This is a genomic window from Bacillus sp. 3255, assembly GCF_031456485.1.
GTDB lineage: Bacteria > Bacillota > Bacilli > Paenibacillales > NBRC-103111 > Paenibacillus_E.
The window spans coordinates 72,505-95,836 of record NZ_JAVDUS010000018.1; the positions used below are offsets into that span (position 1 = coordinate 72,505).

At 53.0% G+C, this 23,332-nt stretch carries 19 protein-coding genes; 14 read left to right on the forward strand and 5 right to left on the reverse strand.

All coding sequences use genetic code 11. The features are described 5' to 3' along the window. Nucleotides 1-3 precede the first annotated feature (3 nt). The 3 genes from J2X61_RS25095 (at nucleotide 4) to J2X61_RS25105 (ending at nucleotide 1,859) form a co-directional block, all read left to right on the forward strand. Nucleotides 4-345, forward strand: coding sequence for a zinc ribbon domain-containing protein YjdM (locus J2X61_RS25095; RefSeq protein ID WP_310191643.1), 342 nt, complete (start codon nucleotides 4-6; stop codon nucleotides 343-345). A gap of 111 nt (nucleotides 346-456) precedes the next feature. Then, nucleotides 457-1,473: an SDR family oxidoreductase gene (locus tag J2X61_RS25100; RefSeq protein ID WP_310191645.1), complete on the forward strand. Its 1,017-nt coding sequence runs from the start codon at nucleotides 457-459 to the stop codon at nucleotides 1,471-1,473. 17 nt (nucleotides 1,474-1,490) lie between these two features. Next, nucleotides 1,491-1,859, forward strand: a complete 369-nt coding sequence (locus J2X61_RS25105) for a DUF4180 domain-containing protein (RefSeq protein ID WP_310191648.1) — start codon at nucleotides 1,491-1,493, stop codon at nucleotides 1,857-1,859. Nucleotides 1,860-1,921: 62 nt separating this feature from the next. Here the strand turns inward: J2X61_RS25105 and J2X61_RS25110 are convergent, their stop codons facing one another. Beyond that, on the reverse strand, nucleotides 1,922-2,767 hold the full coding sequence (locus J2X61_RS25110) for an aldo/keto reductase (protein ID WP_274471904.1): 846 nt from the start codon (nucleotides 2,765-2,767) through the stop codon (nucleotides 1,922-1,924). A 245-nt stretch (nucleotides 2,768-3,012) separates the two neighbouring features. On the opposite strand from J2X61_RS25110, the gene J2X61_RS25115 reads away from it, so the two are divergent. The 7 genes from J2X61_RS25115 to J2X61_RS25145 all read left to right on the forward strand — a co-directional run bounded on the left by J2X61_RS25115 (nucleotide 3,013) and on the right by J2X61_RS25145 (nucleotide 10,967). Further along, nucleotides 3,013-3,978: a substrate-binding domain-containing protein gene (locus J2X61_RS25115; RefSeq protein ID WP_310191653.1), complete on the forward strand. Its 966-nt coding sequence runs from the start codon at nucleotides 3,013-3,015 to the stop codon at nucleotides 3,976-3,978. Then, nucleotides 3,975-5,435 (forward strand): sensor histidine kinase, encoded by a 1,461-nt coding sequence (locus J2X61_RS25120; protein WP_310191657.1) that lies wholly within the window; start codon nucleotides 3,975-3,977, stop codon nucleotides 5,433-5,435. The genes J2X61_RS25115 and J2X61_RS25120 overlap by 4 nt, the downstream gene beginning before the upstream one ends. Next, nucleotides 5,410-6,768 carry an AraC family transcriptional regulator gene (locus tag J2X61_RS25125; RefSeq protein WP_310191660.1) on the forward strand — a complete coding sequence of 453 codons (1,359 nt, stop codon included), beginning with the start codon at nucleotides 5,410-5,412 and terminating at the stop codon, nucleotides 6,766-6,768. The genes J2X61_RS25120 and J2X61_RS25125 overlap by 26 nt, the downstream gene beginning before the upstream one ends. A 254-nt stretch (nucleotides 6,769-7,022) precedes the next feature. Then, nucleotides 7,023-8,396 (forward strand): sugar porter family MFS transporter, encoded by a 1,374-nt coding sequence (locus tag J2X61_RS25130; protein ID WP_274471900.1) that lies wholly within the window; start codon nucleotides 7,023-7,025, stop codon nucleotides 8,394-8,396. Between the two features lie 414 nt (nucleotides 8,397-8,810). Further along, the gene (locus J2X61_RS25135) at nucleotides 8,811-10,004 is read left to right on the forward strand and encodes a ParM/StbA family protein (protein WP_274471899.1); all 1,194 of its coding nucleotides are present in this window, start codon (nucleotides 8,811-8,813) and stop codon (nucleotides 10,002-10,004) included. Then, nucleotides 10,001-10,474 carry a hypothetical protein gene (locus J2X61_RS25140; protein WP_310191664.1) on the forward strand — a complete coding sequence of 158 codons (474 nt, stop codon included), beginning with the start codon at nucleotides 10,001-10,003 and terminating at the stop codon, nucleotides 10,472-10,474. Before J2X61_RS25135 ends, J2X61_RS25140 begins: the two co-directional genes overlap by 4 nt. Before the next feature lie 34 nt (nucleotides 10,475-10,508). Further along, nucleotides 10,509-10,967, forward strand: coding sequence for a hypothetical protein (locus tag J2X61_RS25145; RefSeq protein ID WP_274471897.1), 459 nt, complete (start codon nucleotides 10,509-10,511; stop codon nucleotides 10,965-10,967). Nucleotides 10,968-11,017: 50 nt separating this feature from the next. Here J2X61_RS25145 and J2X61_RS25150 read toward each other — a convergent pair whose 3' ends face one another. The 4 genes from J2X61_RS25150 to J2X61_RS25165 all read right to left on the reverse strand — a co-directional run bounded on the left by J2X61_RS25150 (nucleotide 11,018) and on the right by J2X61_RS25165 (nucleotide 14,335). Further along, the gene (locus J2X61_RS25150; RefSeq protein WP_310191667.1) at nucleotides 11,018-11,827 is read right to left on the reverse strand and encodes an HAD-IIA family hydrolase; all 810 of its coding nucleotides are present in this window, start codon (nucleotides 11,825-11,827) and stop codon (nucleotides 11,018-11,020) included. A gap of 128 nt (nucleotides 11,828-11,955) precedes the next feature. Then, entirely contained in the window at nucleotides 11,956-12,705 is a 750-nt protein-coding gene (locus J2X61_RS25155) for an MBL fold metallo-hydrolase (protein WP_310191670.1), read from the reverse strand. A 181-nt stretch (nucleotides 12,706-12,886) separates the two neighbouring features. Further along, a complete protein-coding gene (locus tag J2X61_RS25160; protein WP_310191673.1) occupies nucleotides 12,887-13,639 on the reverse strand; it encodes an MgtC/SapB family protein in 753 nt (250 codons plus the stop codon). Nucleotides 13,640-13,780: 141 nt separating this feature from the next. Next, nucleotides 13,781-14,335, reverse strand: a complete 555-nt coding sequence (locus J2X61_RS25165; RefSeq protein WP_274471893.1) for a glycerol-3-phosphate responsive antiterminator — start codon at nucleotides 14,333-14,335, stop codon at nucleotides 13,781-13,783. Between the two features lie 457 nt (nucleotides 14,336-14,792). Between J2X61_RS25165 and J2X61_RS25170 the strand changes: the two genes are divergently transcribed. The 4 genes from J2X61_RS25170 to J2X61_RS25185 all read left to right on the forward strand — a co-directional run bounded on the left by J2X61_RS25170 (nucleotide 14,793) and on the right by J2X61_RS25185 (nucleotide 23,325). Next, the gene (locus J2X61_RS25170) at nucleotides 14,793-19,790 is read left to right on the forward strand and encodes a lamin tail domain-containing protein (RefSeq protein WP_310191678.1); all 4,998 of its coding nucleotides are present in this window, start codon (nucleotides 14,793-14,795) and stop codon (nucleotides 19,788-19,790) included. A 221-nt stretch (nucleotides 19,791-20,011) separates the two neighbouring features. Then, complete coding sequence (locus J2X61_RS25175) at nucleotides 20,012-20,770, forward strand: MgtC/SapB family protein (RefSeq protein ID WP_310191681.1); 759 nt, start codon at nucleotides 20,012-20,014, stop codon at nucleotides 20,768-20,770. Nucleotides 20,771-21,048: 278 nt separating this feature from the next. After that, on the forward strand, nucleotides 21,049-22,359 hold the full coding sequence (locus J2X61_RS25180) for an ABC transporter substrate-binding protein (protein ID WP_274471890.1): 1,311 nt from the start codon (nucleotides 21,049-21,051) through the stop codon (nucleotides 22,357-22,359). Nucleotides 22,360-22,377: 18 nt separating this feature from the next. Further along, nucleotides 22,378-23,325, forward strand: a complete 948-nt coding sequence (locus J2X61_RS25185; protein ID WP_274471889.1) for a carbohydrate ABC transporter permease — start codon at nucleotides 22,378-22,380, stop codon at nucleotides 23,323-23,325. Nucleotides 23,326-23,332 lie beyond the last annotated feature (7 nt).

The window sequence follows — 23,332 nt, forward strand, 5'->3', positions numbered from 1 at the left end:
ATCATGTCGAATTTACCGAACTGCCCCCAATGTCAGTCTGAATACACGTACGAAGATGGAGGTCTCTTCATTTGCCCGGAATGCGCACATGAGTGGAACGGAGATACGGATTCGGAGAAGAACGCGGAGGTCAAAATCGTGAGAGACGCGAACGGGAATGTCCTGAACGATGGGGATTCCGTCACCGTCATTAAAGACCTGAAAGTAAAAGGCAGTTCTATGGTTATCAAAATAGGCACCAAAGTCAAAAACATTCGGCTGATTGAAGGCGATCACGACATTGATTGCAAAATCGACAGCTTTGGCGCCATGAAATTAAAATCCGAATTTGTTAAAAAGATTTAAATCGGAGACCAGGGAAGCGGACCGCTTTCTCTGGTCTTTTTTGTACAGGAGGGTTTACGGGCGCAATGGCGAAGTAATTACAGATGATTCAAGATTACCGGAGGTGGCATGATGAAAGCGCTATTTATTGGAGGAACAGGAACGATTAGCTCGGCGATTACCCGACAACTGCTGGCACAAGGATGCGAGTTGTATTTGTTGAACAGAGGGACAAGGAACGAGTCTTTACCGGCGGGGGCCAACCTGCTGACGGCGGATATTCGGGATGAGGAGGTCGTCGCGAAGTTAATTGAACACTTGGAGTTCGATGTGGTTGCGGATTTCATTGCATTCGAACCTTCGCAGTTGGAGCGGGATTACCGGCTGTTCCAAGGTAAAACGAAGCAATTTATGTTTATCAGCTCCGCTTCTGCATATCAAACGCCATTATCTGACTATCGAATTACAGAGGGGACGCCTCTTTCGAATCCATATTGGGAATACTCGAGGAATAAAATCGCTTGCGAAGATTATTTGTTAAAGCAGTACCGGGACCATGGATTTCCGATTACGATCATAAGACCGAGCCACACGTATGACGAACGCAATATCCCGCTCGGCGTACATGGCAGCAAAGGCAGCTGGCAGGTAGCCAAACGGATGCTGGAGAACAAGCCGGTTATCATTCATGGCGACGGGACTTCGCTGTGGACCATGACGCATAACAGCGATTTTGCGAAAGGTTTCATCGGTCTCATGGGCAATAAGCATGCCATTGGAGAGTCCGTCCATATCACATCGGATGAGTCGCTGACCTGGAATCAAATTTATGAAGCGATTGCCGACGCGCTTGGCGTCAAGCTGCAGGCGGTGCATGTCGCTTCCGAATTTCTGGATGCGTGCAGCAAGGGGAGCTATAGAGGCGGGTTGCTAGGCGATAAAGCCAATACGGTTGTCTTTGACAATAGCAAGCTGAAGCGGCTCGTACCTGAATTTGTAGCAACCAAGCGTTTCGATCAAGGCATTAAGGAAACTATTGCCCACATCCTGACGCATCCTGAGCTCCAAAGGGAAGATCAGGAATTCGATCAATGGTGCGATAAGGTGATTGCAGCCTTAGACCAAGCCGTGAAGACCGTATTGGAATAGGGAGAAAAGGTGAGCGCATGAACATAACCGTCGATGTCAATGGGCCTTCCCAAGTTGCAATTGTGGAAAGCGACGACATCTTGATCGGCGACGTGCAAGCGGCGCTGGACTTGATGGCGTCGGTTCGCTATACGGCCGGCTGCGATAAAATGCTGATTCACAAAAACAATATTGTGGAAGAGTTTTTTGATCTGAAAACAAAGCTGGCCGGCGATATTTTGCAAAAGTATACGAATTATCAGGTGAAAATTGCCGTCGTCGGCGACTATGACGGATACGACAGCAAGAGTCTGAAGGATTTTATCTACGAATGCAATCAGGGGAATTCGATCTTCTTCCTCAAGGACCGGCAAGCGGCGCTTCAAGCCCTGCATAGCGCGGTTTAACACAAAAGCAAAGGCACCGCACCCCTCCATGGCGGAAGGGACGGTGCCTTTCTTATAGCGGCTTAGAAGTTGAAGTTGTCCGGATCCGGGCCGACGCGGCGGTTCTCATTCAGAGCGCCGATACGGGACATCTCGTCCTCGGATAACGCGAAGTCGAACACATTGGCGTTCTCGATAATGCGATGCTCTTTGATCGATTTCGGAATCGTCACGATGCCGCGCTGCAGATCCCAACGCAGAATCACTTGGGCGATCGATTTGCCGTGTTTGGCGGCGATGTCACTTAGCACCGGGTGATCGAGAAGCTGACCCTGCATGAGCGGCGACCAAGCCTCCAACTGGATGCCGTTCGCTTGGCAGAAGCTGTGCAGCTCTTGCTGAGCCAGCAGGGGATGAAGCTCAACCTGGTTTACCATCGGCTTGATCTCTCCATCCTTCATGACATCTTCAAGATGATGGATTTGGAAGTTGCTGACGCCGATCGCCTTGACGCGGCCTTCTTTGTACAAGGTTTCCAATGCGCGCCAAGCCTCTTTGTACTTGCCTTTCACCGGCCAGTGAATGAGATACAGGTCAAGGTAATCAAGACCTAGCTTGGATAAGCTGGCTTCGTAGGCGGCGATCGCCGATTCGTAGCCAAGATCGGCGTTCCATACTTTCGAAGTAACGAAGAGATCCTCCCGGGACAAGCCATTTTCTTGAAGCGCCTCGGCGATGGCTTGTCCGACGCCTGTTTCATTGCCGTAGATAGCTGCCGTATCGATGCTTCGGTAGCCGTTCTTAATCGCGGCTTTCACGGAGCTGACAACCTCGGAGCCTTCCTCTACTTTGAATACGCCCAGACCAAACCAAGGCATGCTAACCCCGTTGTGCAGCGTTGTTGTGGATTGTAAATTGGTGATGGTCATTCGTACTTCCTCCTTCAATGAATGTATATGCTGGCGCAGGGCGCCTTCACCGCAAACCATGATCGCCATCCGTATCTTGTCACCGGACAGCCAATGTTATTATGAACGTTCCGGTCGGAATTGAAAAGTACGTACTTTTAAGTAAGATAGTTACCCTTTTGTAACTAAAGCGCTGATGTATATCTCAGGAAGCGCGCGGTCACAATGAAGGTGAATCATAGGACAGACTGAAACGGAGGCACGCCTTGTCGAGAAAATACGGGACATTCGGACTCATAGGCCTGGCATTTATTTTTAGCTATTGTATTATCCAGTTCCTCTCGTCTACATGGCAGATTCACCGCCTGGTCAAGGAAATGGCGGCTGGCGATACCGGGCGCGAAGCCGGTAAACGGGTGATCCTCATTGCGCAAGAGCGGGATAACCCTTTCTGGCGAACGGTTGAACAAGGTGCGAGAGAGACAGCGGCACAGTTAGGCATGCAGGTTGACTACATGGGTCCGATCCGCATCAACCCAGCCGAGCAGGCGAATCTGCTGGAGAAGTCGATTGCGGCCAAGCCGGATGCCGTCTTGCTGCAAGGCATCAAGGAGCCGGCCTATGAAGAGTTGATTAATAAGGCGGCAGAGGCCGGAATTCCCGTTATCACTGTGGATGCCGATGCGCCAGGGAGCCGGCGGTTGGCGTATATCGGGACGGATAACAGGGAAGCGGGTCAACGGATGGGAGAGCTTGTTTCGCAAGAAGCCGTAGGGAAGGGCCGCATCGGTGTCATGATCGGAAGCGAGAGGGCGGACAATCAGCTGCAGCGGTTGGAGGGATTTCGCTCCCTACTAGCAGATCGCCGCGGCTTCGAGATTGTCGATGTCCGGTCCTCCAACATTTCCAGATTGCAAGCTGCCAGGCAAACCGAAGCGATGCTGCAAGCCAACCCCGGCATTCAAACGATGGTTGGATTCAGTTCTTTGGACGCCTCGGGGATTGTCGAGGGATTGAAGGCGGCGAACCGGAACGATATCCGCGTCTTCGGGTTCGATGATTTGGAGGAGACCCGGAAGGGCATCGATCAAGGGACGATTAAGGCTGTTGTCGTTCAACATCCCCGGGAGATTGGCGCCAAATCGGTTTATTGGTTAAACGAGTTTTATCAGGGGCACGCGATCCCGGCCCAAAGCTTTACTGCGACGGATATCATGAAAGGGAATCCATGAACATACGAAGAATGCTGTTTATTGTCATACCTGCGCTGTTTATTTTCAATAACGCAGTTTCTTATTACATTTTCCACAGCGGAAGAACGGTGCAGCTCAGTTACAATGTCATGCTGGACCGTGTATTATTATACAAACAGATTACGCAGCAAACGGAAGATAACCTTCGTGCGATGAATGCCTATGTCGCAGAGCGCAGCGCAAGCAGCTTACAGGCCTACCTGGGGCTCAAGGAGGAGCTGAATCGCCTTAGCGCGGACTTGTCCGCGCGGAGCGCAATGCCTGGCACAGGACTCGCCCATTCCGGCTATCTGCGGATGATGGAGACCTTCGCGCGGCAAGAAGACAGTGTCATGAAAGCGTTGGAAAGCCCCGATTCACTGGCTTATATAGCGTTGTATGAGGAGGCGGAACGAACCGCCGCGTTCATCCAGGATGAGGGGCACCGGCTTACCGATTCGGAGCTTAGTTATTACAGACCGTTCTACCGGCAAATTCTGCTTCAAACGGAGGCGATGAACCGCTGGGGCATCGCGATATTTATCTTGAATACATGGTTCAGCGTCGTGTTCGCTTATGCCATCTCACTGGGGATTACGAGGCCGATCCGGCAATTAACGAAGGCTGCACAGCTGATCTCCGGCGGCAACCTGCAGACGGAAGCTCCGGCAATCAGTGCCGAGAACGAATTTGGCGTCTTGTCTGCGGCGTTCGGGCGGATGCAGGACAACTTGCGAGAGCTGATACAGAAGGAGAAGATGAGCCTGGAGAAGGACAAGCTGGTCAAAGAGCTGGAGCTGGAGGTGCTGCAAAATCAAATCAATCCGCACTTTCTGTTCAATTCTTTGAATGTGTTGTCCAAGCTCGCGCTGATAGAAGGTGCTGAACGAACAAGCGACTTGACCGTCTCCATGTCGAATCTGCTGCGGTACAACCTTCGCAATCTGGACCGCCCGGTAACGCTCAGAGACGAGGTGGAGCATGCCAAAGAATATTTCGCCATTCAACAAGCCCGTTTCCGCGACCGGATCCAGTTCGTGACAGAAATCGACGAGCGGGGATTGGATGTCAGCATGCCCACGCTAACCCTGCAGCCGATTCTGGAAAATGTGTTCGTACACGGCATTGAAGGAATGGAGAAGGGGGCCGAGCTGAAGCTGACGGTGTTCTGCGAAGCCGGGGAGGTGCGGGTTGCGATCTCCGACAACGGGATCGGGATGGACGAGCAGGTTCGGGCCGCACTGCTTGATTATGAAGCGGAACCTCCCGGCCGCCGGGAGCACGGGCAATCTACGGGCTTAGGGACGCGCAATGTGTTCAAAAGGCTCGAATTATTTTACGGCAGGAAGAATCTTGTCGATATCGTCAGCAGGCCGGGCGCAGGAACGACAGTCCTTATCAAGCTGCCCGCCGCCGGAAAGGAGGAACCCCATGTACCGTCTATTGATCGCGGATGACGAGGCTCTGGAGAGAGAAGGCATGGAATGGATTGTGAGCCGGATGATGCCGGGTACGTTCGAAATTATTCATGCGGAGAATGGACGGGCTGCTATTCGGAAGGCGGAAGAGCACAGACCCCATATCATTCTGATGGATGTCAAAATGCCGGGAATTCACGGCCTGGAAGCTCTGAAGGAAATTAAGGCGCATCACCCGCAGATCAAAATGGTGTTGGTGACGGCCTATGAATATTTCGAGTATGCCCAAGAAGCGCTGGCCCTGGGGGTTAAGGAGTATGTGGTCAAACCGGCCCGGCGGGACCATATCGTTTCGCTTCTGCAGCGATTGGTGGCGGAGATTGAGCAGGAGCAGCGAAAGCGCGACGAGGAGCTCGCCATGCGGGACAAGCTGTTCCAGCTGCTGCCTCTAGCGGAAACGGAACTGGCTCTGAACTTTATGTCCGACCAAGTCAGCGAGATGGAAGCGGGGAACTTGGCGGAGTTGCTAGGTCTCTCTATCGATCAAGGCTGCGCGCTTGTGCTCGCTGTGCCGGAATTGGGGCATATCCCTGAGAAGGAATTAGGCCTGGAGAAGAAGAGGATTTACGAATCGGTCAAAGCGATGGCCAAAAGCGCCGTCAGAGACAGGATCGGCTGTGTAGTCAGTTCCATGGTCTATTCCCATATGGTTATTTTCTTTCTGGAGAAACCCTCTGCGAGGGGAGATAGGCCGTCAGACGAGGCGCAGGCTCTTGGCGCCAAGCTGCTGGAGGCGCTGCGCAGCCAACGGGGAATTGAAGCGGCCGTCGGCATCGGTTCCGTGGGAGCAGGAATCCAGGGGATCAAAAGATCGTATTACGAAGCCGTATTTGCCTCAACGTATCACAAAACGTGGGGAACCCTCTGCCGCTTCGGCGATCTGCATGAGGTGTCGATGGAAGGACAGCGGGATACGGGCGATACAAGCAGGGAACGCACCTATGTGGAATTGGCGATCAAGCAAATTCGGGAGGAGCGCGAACAGCGGACATGGAGCGTTGTCGACAAGGCTGTGACGTTCATTAAAGGCAAATTCCAAGAGGAGTTGTCACTAGAGGAAGCCGCGGATCATGTTCATTTGAACCCGTATTATTTCAGCAAGGTGTTCAAGCAGCATACGGGGGAAACCTTTATCGATTATTTGACGGGGCTGCGCATTGACAGGGCGAAAGCTTACATCCGGGAGGGGCAGCTGAGCCTCAAGGAGGTTTGTTATGCGGTTGGATATAAGGATCCTAATTATTTCAGCCGTGTTTTTAAAAAAGTAACCGGGGTTACGCCCACGGAGTACCGCCATCAGCCGGGCGATTAAGTTCATGCGCAATAGCATGGACTTTTTTGTCGTGTGCGGACAAGATAGTGCTAGTTTGCGGCAGCGCTTCGCATAGACTGAGGCGGGGGTCAAAATTGTGCTGGATAACGCCAATTAAGTGCAGGGAAAGGAAGCCGAGCATGCCCGGAACCCGTGATATAATGGGCACTGTCACAAGAGTATATCGTTTATTCAGCATATAACAAGGACTCATACGCGCGAAGTGCGGTGATGTCGGAAAGGATCAAATCAGCATGAAATATGTCATTCTCGTATCGATGGTTGCCGCTTTGGGCGGTTTATTGTTTGGGTTTGATACGGCTGTCGTGTCGGGTGCCGTTGGTTTTATGAAAGAACGCTTCGACCTGAGTGAGATCGAGGTGGGGTGGGCGGTCTCGAGCTTGATTATCGGCTGTATTATAGGAGCTGCCAGCGCCGGTGTGCTGGGAGACAAATTCGGGAGGAAAAAGGTGCTGCTGCTGGCCGCGTTGCTATTCATTATCGGATCGGTCGGATCGGCGATTCCCGATACATTCACCGGTTACATCATTTCCCGCATGATTGGCGGTCTAGGGATTGGGATCACGTCGACGCTCTGTCCGCTCTATAACGCGGAGATCGCGCCCGCCAAGTACCGCGGCCGGCTTGTAGCGTTGAATCAGTTCGCGACGGTCACCGGCATCTTCCTGGTGTACTTCGTTAATATGTGGATTGCCGGCTACGGGGACGACGCATGGGATGTATCTACGGGATGGCGGTGGATGTTCGGCTTCGGTGTTCTGCCCGGCTTACTGTTCTTCATCCTGCTGTTCTTCGTGCCCGAAAGCCCGAGATGGCTGATTAAGCAAGGCAGGGCAGCGGAGTCGCTTCCGATCCTGCTTCGCATTCACGGCGAACAGCTCGCGAGACAGGAAGTGCTGGAGATCAAGGAGTCCTTCCAACAGGAAAGCGGATCGGTCCGCCAGCTGTTCAGCCCCGCCTTGAAGCTTGCTCTCATCGTGGGCGTCGGGCTTGCTATTCTACAGCAGGTTACGGGAATTAATGCGATTATGTACTATGCGCCGGAAATATTCAAACAAACGGGCGCCGGCACCAATGCCTCATTGGTTCAGACGATTCTGGTCGGGCTCATTAACTTCCTGTTTACGATTCTGGCGATTTGGCTGATCGACAAGGTGGGCCGGAAGCCGCTGCTGCTATGGGGAACGGCATTCATGACGGCCTCCCTCTTCATTATCGGCATGGAGTTCCATTCGGGACAGCCTTCCGGGCCTCTGGTGCTGGCCGCTATCCTGCTGTATGTCGCTGCATTTGCGATCTCGCTCGGTCCGGTCGTGTGGGTGCTGCTGTCGGAAATATTCCCGAACCGCATTCGCGGGAAAGCGACGGCGATCGCGTCCATGGCGCTGTGGACGGCAGATTATGTCGTATCGCAAACGTTCCCGCCGATGCTGGGTTCCGCAGGTCCGGCCGTGACCTTCTGGATTTTCGGCTTTATGTCTTTGTTTACGTTCTTGTTCACATGGCGGATTGTCCCTGAGACGCGGGGGAAATCGCTGGAGGAAATCGAATCCTTATGGTCTTCGGATAGTAAAACATATGCGATGAAAGAAATGCCGGATGCTTGATTCCGGCTTTTTTTTATGGTTTAATACGCGCAAATCCTGACACTTTCCTCCTGTGTTGTTTGTTCGGTATGATTTTCCATATAGAATCAGAAATTTCGTCGAGTTCTGTGCCTACTCCCGCGCCAACTCCCGCTTTGCGATGCACACGACTCATAGTACCCTCCTCTTATCCTGCAGCTATCCATAAACTTCGACGTTTGAACCTTAACGTTCAAACTTTAAACTTTAAGGTTTAAACGTTAAGGTTCGAAGCTTGAGCTTTAAATCTTAAATGTTAAATCTTAAACTTTAAACTTTAAAGTTGATTCCAGAGAAGTGATAAAATTAACGGAAAATTCCAAATACCCTCTGAATCTAGCTCTCTCTTTCGAATGTTTATATAGATACAATTCAAGGTAGGAGAGGGGAATTGACTTGACAAAGAACGAAGTCTTAACCACGACCATCACGCTGTCCATCGATAACGGCAGCAGTCATGTCAAGGTGATTTATGACCATTTGGACTGCAGTTTCATTTTCCCTAATGTGCTGGCACAACCGTTTGGTGAACGATTTCTTTTGATGGAACAAGGTGATCCCCTGGATTTCCTCGACGTACAAATTACATCGCCTGCAATTGAGAGCGACCAATACCGTCATGTTTATGTAGGCAATCTCGCCATTGGTGACGAAGGCATTCTTCATGAAATTGTCGGGGACAAAGCCGTGCAGAAGAAAGCGCAAAGGCCGGAAACGATGGTGACGCTCCTCACGGCGGCGGCATATGCCATTGCCAAGCAGAACGAAGGGGCCATCCAGAAGGGGAAGAAGCGGATCAAAGCCGCCGTCAACCTGGGCACCGGCCTGCCGATTCGCGAAATCACGAAGTTTCGCGATGAATTCGCCCGGAAGATTACGGGTGGCGTGCATTCCGTTACGTTCGTGACAACCCCCGGATTCAAAGGCGTGACCGTGGAAATGGAATTTACGCTGCCTACCGATATTAGCATCGATGACGTCTCCGGCGTATACGATCTGGAAGCGACATCGAAATCGCATCTGTCGCACAAGGGCTTCGGCATTGCCGATGTTGGCGGCGTCGATATGGATATCGCCTTCTTCAGACCAGGTCTCGACCTGGATCAGAGGCACTCCACAGGCGCCAAAATCTATCTCAACGATGCGCTGGAAAGCATTCGTAACGAAGTCAATGCGCAAGGCGAAGAGCTGCTGGCGAGTACGGCGGAGTTGACGCTTATGCTGATCAACAAAGAGTATGAGATTTATGCCGAGGGCAAAGTTGTGTTCGACATGACCAGCCTGATTAATAAGCACATGCGCATATTGGCGGAGAAAGTGCTGAAGTTCGCCCGCAGCTCCTGGAAACACGTTCGCTATGCGAACGAGTTCTGGTTTATCGGCGGGGGAGCCGTCGTGCTGCAGCCATGGATTGAGAAATTGAACGCCGAGCTCGGGCTGCCCATTCGGTTCGATACGGCCGAAACCAGCCAATTCCGTAATGTGCGGGGTACGTTCCTGATGCTGGACCATGCGTTGAAGCATGAGAATGAAGCCGCGGCCGGCTCGGCAGGGAAGGACACTGCTGATAGCGGGAGCGGTTCCGATTGAAAAAACGCCGATCCACTGTTTACGTTCGTTCCGGCAAGGACGTAACCCTGTATATTCCGTCAGATACGCCGCCGGAAGTCATCGACTATTTGAACCAGCTGAAAAGGGATGGTTATTTCAGTCAAGGCATTATGGACATTCTGATCCAATACGTGCGCGAGCAGCGATCGGCCATACGGCCGACGGTCATTCCGCCGGCCGAAACGACAGGCTCTGAGGGGGGTTCCATTCCCTCACCTTGGATGGAAGATATGACAAATACGTTACCCCATATAGACGAAGACAGGATAGACCTGGACAAGCCCTCTGCTGTAAGCGATAACAGCTTGGCGGCGGTTGAGTCGATACCGCTCGTCCAGACAGCTGCCGCTGAAGCGAAGAAATTTAGTATGGCACAAATCTTCCGGCAGTCCCGGCAAAACTCGGGTAAGCTGGTGCCTACCTCGGATCATGGCAGGGAGCCTGAGTAGGTGAACTCCATGATCAAGATAAGGAGGACATCGAATGGACAATGGTCAAACGAAGGAGGCCGTGCGTCATTTTTCACTGTCGGACGACGTTTTTCGTTATCCCGGCTTGGATATTTATACGCAGATGACCGTCATCGTGTTGAAATGTTTTTCCTCGGAATCGAATTTTCCCGAACTCGCCGAGATTGCGAAGCTGGGCCGCATGAATGTGAAGCAGGTCTCCAAAGCGCTGCAAACCCTCGTCGAGATGAAGATTATTTCCCAGAAAATATTCCGCCGTTTGGTCGGTGATTTCCAGGACGATCGGCTGTCATGGGCAGCCAAGGGGCTGCTTGCGTTCTGCAAAGAGCATCCTCAGATTCAGTTGGACGATCTGATCGAGATGTCCAGCGAATCGGGTGAGGACGAGACGAGCATACGCATGGCGCTTCGGGAACTGTATCAGTTCGGATATTTGGATGAATACCCGGTGTGGAGCCAGATAGCCAATTAGGCTCTCAAATGAAAAGCTATCCCTCGAGAGGGATAGCTTTTTTGTGTTATTTATTCAGCCGCACTAGCCGTTTCTTCCAGCGTCTCTTCCAGCAGGAGATCATAGACGGAATTCAGCACATAGTCCGGTTGATAATTGGATTGCGCCAAATCCTCTTTTTGCGTAATGCCCGTCATCACCAAGGCGGTATGCAGTCCGGCCAGCTTGCCCATCAGGATGTCGGTCTCGATCCGGTCGCCTGTCATCAAGCATTGATCGGCGCGCAGCTGCAAGCATTCCAAGGCGGCTTTGGCCATATGCACGGAGGGCTTGCCGATAATGAGTTCGACCTTCTTGCCCGTGGCGCCTTCAATGGCTCCGATCATGCCGCCGCAATCGGGCACATCGCCCCCCTCGACGGGACATGTTCGGTCAGGGTTGGTGGCCAATACGGCAGCGCCTCTTTTAATGGCCTGATAGGCGAAGTCCAAGTGGGAGTAGTGGAAATCGCGATCCCAAGAGGCGATGACGACTTCCGTCTCCTCGGGCGTATTCGCGAACGGAAGGCCGGCTTGCCTGAACTCTTCCTTGATCAAGGGTTCCCCGATGACATAAATAGGTTTACCGGCATAATGCTCTTGCAGATAGCGAATTGTAACCAGCGTAGGGCTTAAAATATGCTCGAGCCCGATGGGAATCCCAAGATCGGTTAGCTTTTTCACATATTTCTCCCGGGATTCGATCGTTTTGTTCGTGAGAAATAAGATCTTCTTGTTCTTGGCCCGCAAATATTGAATGACTTCCGCGGCTCCTTCGATTAGTCGATTGCTCAAATAAATCGTCCCATCCAAATCAAAAATATACCCGTCAAAGCTTTTCATTCTGGTTCCTCCCCAAATTTCCCATGTTATCTAACGTAAAAAATCCCAAACCCCAGACAGACCTCACCCTGGGGCGCAGTCAATCAGATAGGTTTGGGATTCTACTCGTCTCAGTCCCTTACAAATCATCAAAGCGATATGGTCATTAAATCGAAGCCAAGGCTTATTTTGGCGCTGGCGGCAGGCGGCAGCTTGCCGAGCACGTTCTCATACGGCTCACTATCCGTTATATGCACAGCAACGATCCGGCCGATTCGTTCCAGCGGGTAATAATCGGCAATGCCTTGCAAGCTCGAATGGTGGGCACCGGAACGTTCGGCGGTTGTAGCTTCATGGATGAGAACATCGATATGCGCCCGTTCCTTGATCCAGGGATTGAGCTCGGTATCGGCGGAATAGACAAGCACCTTGTCCAGATACCGGATTGAGAGCCCTGCGGTCGGCCCGAGATGAAGGCTCGGGAATGCCGAGATCGCTACATGCTCTTCCTCTGCCAGATAAGACTCCTTCGTCCAATCGAAAGTGCGGATATCGATGGAGAATTGGATAGGCCAAGCGTCGATCTCCATTACGTCCAACCACTTCCGAAGCTGAGGCTCCTGCTCCTCGGAGCAGTGAACGGTCAGAGGCTTCATTCGCTTGGCGAGCCACATGCCCCATAAGAGGGAGGGGAATCCGTACACATGATCGATGTGCGCATGGGTGAAAATAACGCGGTCCACCCGATTAACGTCTACGCCCAGTTTGGCCAGCTTGCCCAAAGGGTTGCCTCCGACATCAATCATGGTGTAGGACTCCCCGTGCCTCAGAAGGAGATAGGTGTTGTCGCGTTCAGCCCCGCCAGCGGCAGCGGCGGTTCCTAGTAATGTAATGTCCATGTATGCTCCTTTCCTTCCTGCCGGCAACATAAAAAGAACCCCTAAACTACACATGAACCCACGTTCCTCTTGGGACGTGAGTGCAGTGTAATCAGGGGTTCTCCATGGTCTCTACCCGACATACATGCGATTGAATTATATTTACTATACACCACCAAAAATGGAAGCGCAATCATCAATTTTACATAACCTGAACTTTAGAAGCTTCCATATTTCGGCCCGGCTGGTCGTGCCGCAGCTCCATAGACAGCACCCCATCAATGCGTGAAATTTGCTCTATGGCCCGATTCAGCCGGTCGGCGGGGACCGTTTTGACGCTGATTTTCAGCGCGATCACAGACCCTGGATGCTCCTCCGTCCCTGCCGTATCGAGCTCCATCATCACGTTCTTCACCTGAATGTCCTGCTCGGTGAATGAAGATAAAATAGCGTCCATGACATCCATGCGGTCATGGATTTTGATGATGAGCTCCTGATGTTTGCGATGACGGAACAGATGTTTTTCCCATTTATTGAGGACGAATAAGCTGACGAGCACCATGAAGGTAGCCAGCACGGCGCAGTAGAGAAACCCGGCGCCTACGCAAAGCCCGATCGCGGCAACGACCCAAATGGAGGCGGCAGTGGTCAGTCCGGAAACGGTGGAACCGTTCCTCATAATCGCACCTGCCCCGAGGAACCCGATTCCGGTGATGACCTGTGCCGCCAGACGAGCGGGATCGATTCGCACATTCGCTTCATAGACGAACTGGTTGAATCCGTATATCGACAGCAGCATAATGGCGGCGGAGCCGATGCATACCAGAATATGCGTCCGCAGCCCTGCCGCATGGTTGCTCCATTCCCGTTCGAAGCCGATCATACCGCCCAAGGCGGCAGCTGTAAATATGCGGAGTGTTAGCTCCAAATGACTAATCTGCCAAATGCTATCCATGCGGATCCTCCCTCTTTTCTGAAATGAAAAAGGCCTCCCTGAAAAAAGCCGCCGGACCAACGTCCGCTGCAACCTTTTCCAAAGAGGCATTCTCCCATTCTCTTACCGCTTTGTAGTCGTATTCTTATTTACAGCCTTGTATTACCACAGCTCGGATTTGCCCGTCGATACGGCGAGCGCTCCGGCCTGCAAAGCTTCGTCGATCTGCCCTTGAGAATCGACCAGCCCTCCGGCAATGATCGGGTAGGGGGTCATCTCCGTTAGCCCCTCGATAATACGGGGCATGATGCCCGGCATAACCTCAATGGCATCCGGCTGGCTTTGTTCCGCTGCTTTGATTCCCCGGACCACGGCACTGTGGTCGATTAGGAATATGCGTTGAATCGCCATTAAATTCATGTCTTTGGCGATGCGAATCAAGTTGCCCTTCGTAGAGATGATTCCTGTAGGCTGCACGTTCTTCGCGATATAGGATAATCCGGTTCGGTCCGGTACGATGCCTTCGATGAATTCGATGTGAATGAAGACTTGTTTGCCGGCACGCTTCACGCGCGCTACCAATTCATGCACATTGAAGATGGAGCCCATTAACAGGAAAATGATATTGGCTTGACTGTTTATCGCATGCTCTAGCTCTTCCTCTTTCTGTACGGCGGCAATGGTCTGGTGCTCTACAAGATCGATAATCGGATACACGCCAATTCCCCTCTCAGAAGAATAATAAAAAACCCTGACCTCGATGAACACACCCCTCCAGATGAAAGGACATGATCACGGGTAAGGGTTTTTCTCTATAGTCGAACCTGACCGTAGTTCAATAGGTATTGAATCAGTTTGAATTATAGAGAGGGAGTTTGTTTTTGTCAATGGTAAAATGCAGGCGAAGGATGCCACAAAAAGTTCTTGCATTTCCCGGTGTCAGTGACGATAATGGGAGTAATTGCAACCGGTTTCATAATCTGAAACCATCGCGAATGAATGATGTTGGGCGGAGACAATGAGAAACCCAGGTATCTATCATCGCTTGGCGAATGGCGCAGTGTGGCGCGCGTTCGGTCCGGCGGGTGGGAGCCTGAGTTTTTTTGTTGTCTCTTTTTGCATATTCATGCGGACGGGTTCAGAGGAGACAGGTGTGGAAAAAAGGAGGAATACGATGAATCGCAAGACCAAATATGCCGTGAATGCACTGCTAGCCGTATCGCTTATGGCGGGGTCAGCGGGGGCAGGGCTGGGCGCGGGCGTGCCGAAGGCTGCTGCAACAGCGGCTGTACCGAAGCTGCTGATTACGGAGATGGTACCGAATTCAGTAAATATGTCATCTAATGACGGATATGAATACGTGGAACTGTATAATGCTTCCGATGAGCTTATGGACTTAACGGGATATAAACTGCGCGGGAAAATCGACGGTGTTCAGATGTGGGAGGGGACGCTTGGCAGTCTGCGCATTCCTCCTCGAGAGTCGATTGTTGTCTGGACACAGAACAGCACGATCAGCAAGCTCAATCCGGCCTTGACCCGGGATCAATTCCGGACTAATTACAAAGTGGCCATGTCGGATCTTCCGGATGACCGCATTCATCTGCTGCAGAATGTACCCGGGTTGTACAACGGAAGTTCTACACAGAAGAATATCGGCATTTTCTTGGTAGACCCGTCCGATACAGAAATAACCGTAGCCACCTACTACGTTAACGGGGCAGGGGATACTTTTGAGAATCAAAGTATCACCTTCACCCAGCCTGCATCAGGTAATGCCATGGTGCATACCGGGGGCAACAAAACCGCGACACCGGGGCGCAGCGTGGCCGATGAGGTGCCGGGAACCCCACCCGTCGGTGTTTCCGCAGTGGGAGGCGATCATAGCTTAACTGTCACGTGGACCCCGAGCGGAGAGCCTGGTGTAACAGGCTACCGGATCTATTCGCAAAATGGCCTCCCGACGGCTTCCGTGACCGGTGCAACATACACCTACACAGGCCTCGCGAACGGTGTCAATTATACGTTCACGCTGTCTTGCGTGTATGCGGATGGCAGCGTATCGCCGGCGTCCGCTCCAGTCCTCGGGAAAGCCGGCATCCCTGTGCCTCCGGCGGTCACGACCGGCTTACAGGCGCTGCCGCGCGACAAGGCGATCCGGCTCAGCTGGGATGCCGCTGCGGAGGGCGACATTGCCGGCTACCGCATTTATCAGAACGGCACACAGCTGCCGGATTTGGTGACAAGCCCTGCGTATGTAGCAGAGGGGCTGACCAACGGGGAGAGCGTTACATTCGCTGTCTATGCGGTCAATCAGACCGGCTTGCAGTCGGCGCAGCCCGCAGTCGCTGTGCAGAAGCCTCAGGCCGCGCCGCCGCTGGTCATTACGGAGATGGCGCCGAATACGAAGAATAGCGACTATAAAACCGGCGGAACCGACGCTTTCGAGTTTATCGAACTTTACAACTCAACCGGCACACCGCTCAATTTGAAAGGCTTTACGTTGAAATACATGGCAGGGGCGACCGAATACCTGTATCCGATCTCCGAGGACAAGATCGTGGCTCCGCAGGAAACGTTTATCATTTGGTTCAAGAACAGCAACGTCCTCCAGGTTGGGCTGCCTGAGTTCAATACGGCTTACGGCAGTGCAATTACAGAGAATCAACTGTTCGTCGTGGTGAACGGCGGCATGTCGAATTCGGCATCCCGGCGGGTACAGCTTCTGGATCCCGACAATCGCCTGCTGACGGACACGGCCTATGCGGTGGAAGATGTCGGCGAGAGCATCTCCGCGAACTTCATTCCAGACCGGGCTGGCGGGGCCGTATCAACGGAAAGATTCTCGAAGCCGGCGAATCCCGGTTACCTGTATCCGGTTCAGCGAGTGGCTGATCCTGCGGACGGCATGCCCCCGGCGGCTCCTGCGGGTGTACAAGCAATCGGCGGTATTGGCGGCGTGAAAGTTACGTGGAGCAAGGATCTGGAGCCGGACGTTGCTTATGTGAACGTCTATATCGACGGCACTCTCGCGAAGCAGCTGCTCATGCCGGAGAAGGAAGCGGTAATCGAAGGCTTGGCCAACGATAAGTCTGTCACCGTACAGGTTAGCGCCATCGATACGTCAGGCAGAGAATCGGTTCGATCTGCGCCTGTCACCGTAACGCCAACCGCGAATGAGATGCCGGCTCTCCTCATTACGGAGCTTGTTCCCGATACATGGAACACGGAACCTCTGGAGGCTAGAGACGTTTATGACGCTTATGAATTCGTAGAGCTTTATAACCCGCATAACGAGCCTATTGATTTGAACGGCAAGTCGGTGAGATTCACGCAGCCCGATGACGCCTCCAAAAATTGGCTGTGGACGTTCCGCGAGCAGACGCTTATTCAGCCGCACCAATCGCTGCAGTTCTGGGTACGTCCGAGCGGGCTGGGCTACTTGAAGCCGGATGGCTTTAATTTCTTCTACTACGGCTTTCAGAACAACAAATACGTGCCGGATTCGGCCATCGTGCTCGGTGACGGTGCAGGCGGGCTGACGAATACGGGAGGTATCGTCGAAATCGTCGAGGCAAGCGGCACCGTGCTCGCCCGAGCTGCCTATACAGCGGGCCAGTTCTTGGAGAAAAAAGGCATCACGTACGCTTATCCGATGTTCGGCGGTACGGAGATGCGGGCTGTCGGCGTCATGCAGACCGGAACGCCGGGCATAGTCGGCGCATCGCAGCTCCCGCGCGAAAGCTCGGATGACACGGCAGCTCCGGCGACGCCGGCGGGCCTTCAGGCGCAGCCGGGCCGGGGTGAAGTGAGCATCAGCTGGCAGCCCGGCGCGGATGAGGACTTGGACGGCTACCGGCTGTACGTAGACGGACAATTGGAGGCGACGCTGCCGGCATCGGACGTGTCGTATAAGCTGGCGGGACTCCCCGGCGAGGTGGCCGTGAAGGTCGAGCTTAGCGCTGTCGACCATGCCGGCAATGAGTCGGCTCGTGCCTCAGCGACGGCGAAGCCTGGCTACCCGCAGATGACGCAGGTCGAGCGGGATCCGAGCCCGGCCAATGCATGGACGTCGTCGCGCTATCAGGAGGCATGGGCGATCGGCGGCAAAGGGCCGATAATTCCAGGGCTTGTTCAGGGCCACGTTCCGCAAGGCATGTCGTATTATGCCGATGGGCAGCGGGAATGGATCCTTATGGCTGCGTACCATTTCTCGGGCGATCCGAGTACGCTGGCGATCGTCAACGCGAAGACGGGCCTCTTGGAGAAATATGTCCATCTGAAGGATACCGACGGTTCGATCTATATCGGTCATGCAGGCGGCGTAGCCGTAAGCAAGGAGAACGTCTGGCTGTCCTCCGGCAAGAAGATGTACCGCATGCCGATTCAGACGCTGATTGACGCGCCGAACGAGGGCTTCGCCCAATTCGCCGATTCTTTTGGCGTTGTCACGAACGCTTCGTTCGCAGCGTATGTGGACGGCATGCTGTGGGTTGGCGAATACAGCAATCCGCCATCCTACACGACAAGTCCGTCTCACCAGTTGGTAAATAGGGACGGCGAGACACATCTGTCGTGGATTGCCGCCTATCCTTTGGATGAGAATGATCGATTACCGGCTTCTACGCCGAGCTTCCGTGAAGAGAACATGGACAAATACGTGCCGGAGTATATCCTCAGCATCGGAGATAAGATTCAAGGTGTCGCTTTCAACAAGGGCGAAGTGCTCTTGACTTATAACTACGGGCGTCCTTATAACTCCATTCTGCGTTTCAGAATGCCCAAAGTGGCGGACGCGGCCACGCGCAGCGCGGATACGTCCATCGGCGGCGTAACGGTTCCTGTCTGGCTGCTCGACAGCAAGAATAAACTCGGATCCATCAACGTTCCGACAGGCGCCGAGAATATGTTTATCCGTAAGGAAGCGGGCGACGATCACCTGTATGTGAATTTTGAATCCGGTGCGAATCATATGCGCTTCTTATCGTCCTATTCCATGGACCGACTGCTGAAGTTAGATCTGGACCGTCTGCGAAGAGGCGGCAATGACGCTTCAGATTCAGGCAAGGGAGGAGCGGCCGGCCCCGGCGTTCCAGGTGGAGCTGCGAAGCCTGAACGGTTGCAAGTGACGCCAGAGGAGATCAAGCCCGGCGGCGATGCCGTCGAATTGAAGCTGGACTCGAAGACGACCCAGATTGCTCTTTCGAGCGCGGTTCTGGCGAAGATGAACGGTCTTCCGCTGGAGGTTACGAAGGGCGGCGTGAGCTTGGTCATTGCCGGCGAGACGCTGTCAGCTGCTGGAGCCTCCGCATCAAGTGGGTCACAGCTGGTCGTGACGATTAAGCCTGCCGCAGCGCCTGACGAAACCAAAGAAAGAAGGACGGCGGGCGACGCCTTCACCATCGGCTTGTCTATGGAGTCGGCGGACGGTACGGTGGCTCCGGTGAAGACGTCGGACCATTCGCTTCAGGTGAAGCTTCAAGTAGGCACGGGGTACGACCCTCGTTTGGTTGGCGTGTATGCTCTTGATGCCGATGGAGGGCTCAGCTATGCCGGCGGAGAAGTGAAGGATGGCGTGCTGACCGCGCAGATTGCGGCGACCGGCACCTATGTCGTGCAAGAGTACCGCAAGTCGTACGCCGATGTGCCGAGCGGCCATTGGTCCTCCGAGGCGCTGCAGGTGCTTGCCGCGAAGCATGTCGCTGCCGGCGTCACCGAGGATACCTTTGCGCCGAATGCCGCCTTGACCCGGGCGGAGCTCACGGCGCTGCTCATCCGCGCATTCGGCTTGACCGCAAGCGGGGAGGAGGCTCCGTTCGCCGATGTGCAGCCGAAGGACTGGTATGCGGCGGCGATTGCGGCCGCAGCGGCTAACGGGCTGGTTAGCGGTGTCGAGCCCGATCGCTTCGCGCCGAACGAGCCGGTGACCCGCGAACAGATGGCGGTGCTGCTCGTCCGCGCCTGGGAGCGGAAGGCCGCGTTAGCGGAGGGCGACGCCTCAGCGCAGCCGTTCGCAGACGCCGCTGCCATTGCCGATTGGGCGGCTCCGGCGGTAGCCAAGGCGCGCAGCGCCGGCTTGCTCAGCGGCAAGGAGGGAGACCGCTTCGATCCGGAAGCCGTCACCACGCGGGCTGAAGGCGCACAGGCGATTTACAATGCGCTTTATAAATAAACCGGTACAAAATTTCAAATTTTAAATTAGTTATTGACAAAAAGATGCATCCAGCTTTATAGTAAGCGTATTCATATGAATATACGGCTTAGGCGCGAGTCCTTGGAGAAGACCTTACCCGTAATCATATCTCTTTCCCTATGGGGGAGAGGTGTGTTTACCGGCTTAAGGTCTTTTTGTTTTACCGGCATAAGCGTATGAAAGGAGCGTGGTGACAGGATATGAGCAGCGTATGGCATATTAGCCACCTGGATTTGACAATACGCATTCTCCTGGCAGCCGGGCTCGGGGGTTTGGTCGGTCTGGAACGGGAATGGAACAACCACGCAGCAGGCCTGCGGACACATATTCTCGTCTGTATCGGGGCTGCGGCGATCATGCTGCTGTCGATCTACGGCTTCGCCGACTTCGTGAACGAAGCGCAGGTTCGGGTGGACCCGTCCCGGCTGGCCGCTCAGGTTATCAGCGGAATCGGGTTTCTGGGAGCGGGTACCATCATGCGGACGGGGTTTACCGTGTCGGGTTTAACGACGGCGGCTTCCGTATGGGTGGTGGCGGCGATCGGCCTGTGCGTCGGAGCGGGCTTTCTCTACTGCGCCGTGTTGGCGACCGTCATGGTTCTGTTAAGTTTGTTCGTGTTGAACAAGTGGGAGAAATATCTGATGCGTAACCGGAGGACGAAGGAGGTGGTGATCAAAATTGTCGATAAACCCGGTGTGCTGGGAAGCATTGCAACGCAATTCGGCGAGAACAGCATCCACATTGTGAACGTCCAGATGAAGCCCGGAGGAATGGCGGAGGTGGACGGGGCCATGGAGGCGGTGGCCGAGCTGCACTTCAGCTTGAAAGCAAACCAAGGCGAGACGTTGATCAAGGTGATGAATGCCATTTCAACCTCGAAGCACATTTTATCGACCGAGTACAAAACCATCAGTTTAGGAACGAGCTCTCGGGGGGCAAGAGGTCATGCAGTCGGTTAAACGACAAAAAGCTGCAAATAAATTGGTAATTTTTAAGAGATTGTAAATCAGGCCGCAAATTATTGACTGAAATCCGATTATGTGAAATACTAGTAACAACATTAAGAAAACGCTTTAATTCGTTCATAACGATTGGGTGCGGAGATCACTGAGACAGCCCAAGAGACGAACGGACCGCGTGCGATTTGGCGCGGATCCCTAGTTTCTTGTGTCTTAGTGCTCTCCTTTTTTCATCCTCGAAAATTACTAGTCCTGTATAGGAAAGGGGTTCCTACCGAATGAAACTTACAAAATGGTTACCGACGCTTGCAATCTCCTCTTTAATGCTTTCAACCGTAGTCGGCTGCTCCAGCGGCAGCGAAGAGCAACCTGCAGCTTCCTTACCGCCTGCTGTGGAAGATAATTCTCCAGTGACGATCCAATATTGGCACTCGCATGCAGATGTGCAAATGCCGGCTGTTAACTATATGATCGCTGAGTTCCAGAAGAAATATCCGAATATCACCGTTGAGCCCGTGTTCCAAGGCGCTTACGTGGATTTGCACAAGAAGCTTCAAGCGGCTGTAGCGGCGAAAGAAGTACCGGCCGTCACGAACGTGGAAGTATCCGTGCTTCCGAACTTCGCGGATGGCGGCGTATTTGCGGACTTAACCCCGTACATCGCCCGCGATAAAGTGGATATGAACGATTTCTCCAAAGGGATGCTGCAAGCCTACTCCTATAACAACAAGCAGTTCGGATTCCCTCTGATCGTTAGTACGAGCGTAATGATTTATAACAAAACGATGCTCGACAAGCTGGGCGTGAAGCCTCCGCAAACATGGGCTGAAATTGAGGATTTTAATAAGAAGGTAACTGTGAAGGATAACGGGAAAACATCAAGATATGCCTTCTCCGTCCCGGGGTGGGATACCTGGTACTATGATCCGTGGATTTCCAACGGCGGGGGTACGATTCTGAGCCAAGATCACAAGAAATCGCAGCTGGATCAGCCGGACAGCCTGAAATGGGTGCAAAACTTCCAAAAATGGATGAAAGACGGCTCCATGCACATGGGATACGGAAAAGGTGCTTCCGATACGATGCGCCAAATGTTCCTGGAAGAAAAGGTAGCGATGGTTCAGCATAGTTCCGCGATCATCAAGACCTATTTGGAGAACGCGAAGTTTGAAGTAGGCGTATCCTTCCTGCCAGGGGACAAAGAACGCAAATCCCATATCGGCGGAGCGGGCATTGTGATGATGGACTTGGCGCCGGCTAAACAGAAGGAAGCTGCCTGGAAGTTCATCAAGTTCATGACAGCCGCTGAGAACAATATCAAATGGGCGGAAGGCACAGGCTATCTGCCAACGCATAAATCGGTTCTCACAACGGATGAAGGTAAGAAATACTTCGAGAAGCTGCCGCAATACAAAGCCGTATTCGATAACTTCGACAACGTTGTAGGCCGTCCGCAGCATCCGGCATACCCGGAATTCAGCAAGAAGTACATGGAAGCTCTCGGTAAGATGATTCTGGAGAACGCAGATCCTGTACAAACGATGAAAGAGGCATCCAAAGAAATCGATGCGATATTGCAAGAAAGCTAATTGGAGAGGGGAGTCAACATGAAAGCGACGGAAGGCCAGCAGGCCCATTTACAGCAAGAATCAGCCAGCCTGACGACGAAACGCTCCAAGTCTCGCATGGTGGAGTATTTGAAAGACTTTTCGTTCGCGGTGCCCGCACTGGTCGTATTAGGGATGTTTATTTACTACCCGCTGCTCAACTCGCTATACCTTAGTTTTACGAATTGGAATATGACGAAGCCGATGAAGAAATTCATCGGTTTCGACAACTACACGTACTTGCTGACAAGCAAAACGTTCTATAACGTACTCAAAATCACATTCACTTACACGGTCTTGGATGTTGTGCTCACGCTCGGACTGGGGCTCCTGCTGGCGCTGTTGTTTAATTCCATCTCGAAATTTTTCGGCTTTATGCGAGCTGTTATTTTCATGCCGCATTATATCTCCATGGTTATCGTTTCCATGATTTTCTTATGGGTCTTTAACGGTCAATACGGATTAATGAATGAATTGCTGAAATGGTTCGGTTTGGAACCGGTACAATGGCTGACCAATACGAAGACGGCCCTTTGGGTGCTGGTCGTTGTTGCCGTGTGGAAGGGCGTAGGATTCACGATGATCATCTTCATTGCGGGACTTCGCAGCATTCCTGTCGAGTACTATGAAGCTTCCGGCATTGACGGGGCGACGAAATGGATGCAGTTCTGGAAAATTACGCTGCCGATGCTGTCTCCGACGACGCTGTTCCTGGTCGTTACCCACTTCATTTCTTCCATGCAAGTGTTCCAATCGGTTGACGTTATTACGAACGGCGGACCGCTCGAATCGACGAAGGCGATGGTGTACTGGATCTATGAAATGGCCTTCACGGAATTCCGCACGGGCCGCGCATCTGCGCTTGTCATTATTTTCTTCATTATTATCATCTTGCTGACTGCTGTTCAAATGTATGTCTCCAAGAAGAAAGTCCATTACGAAGGGTAGGTGCCAG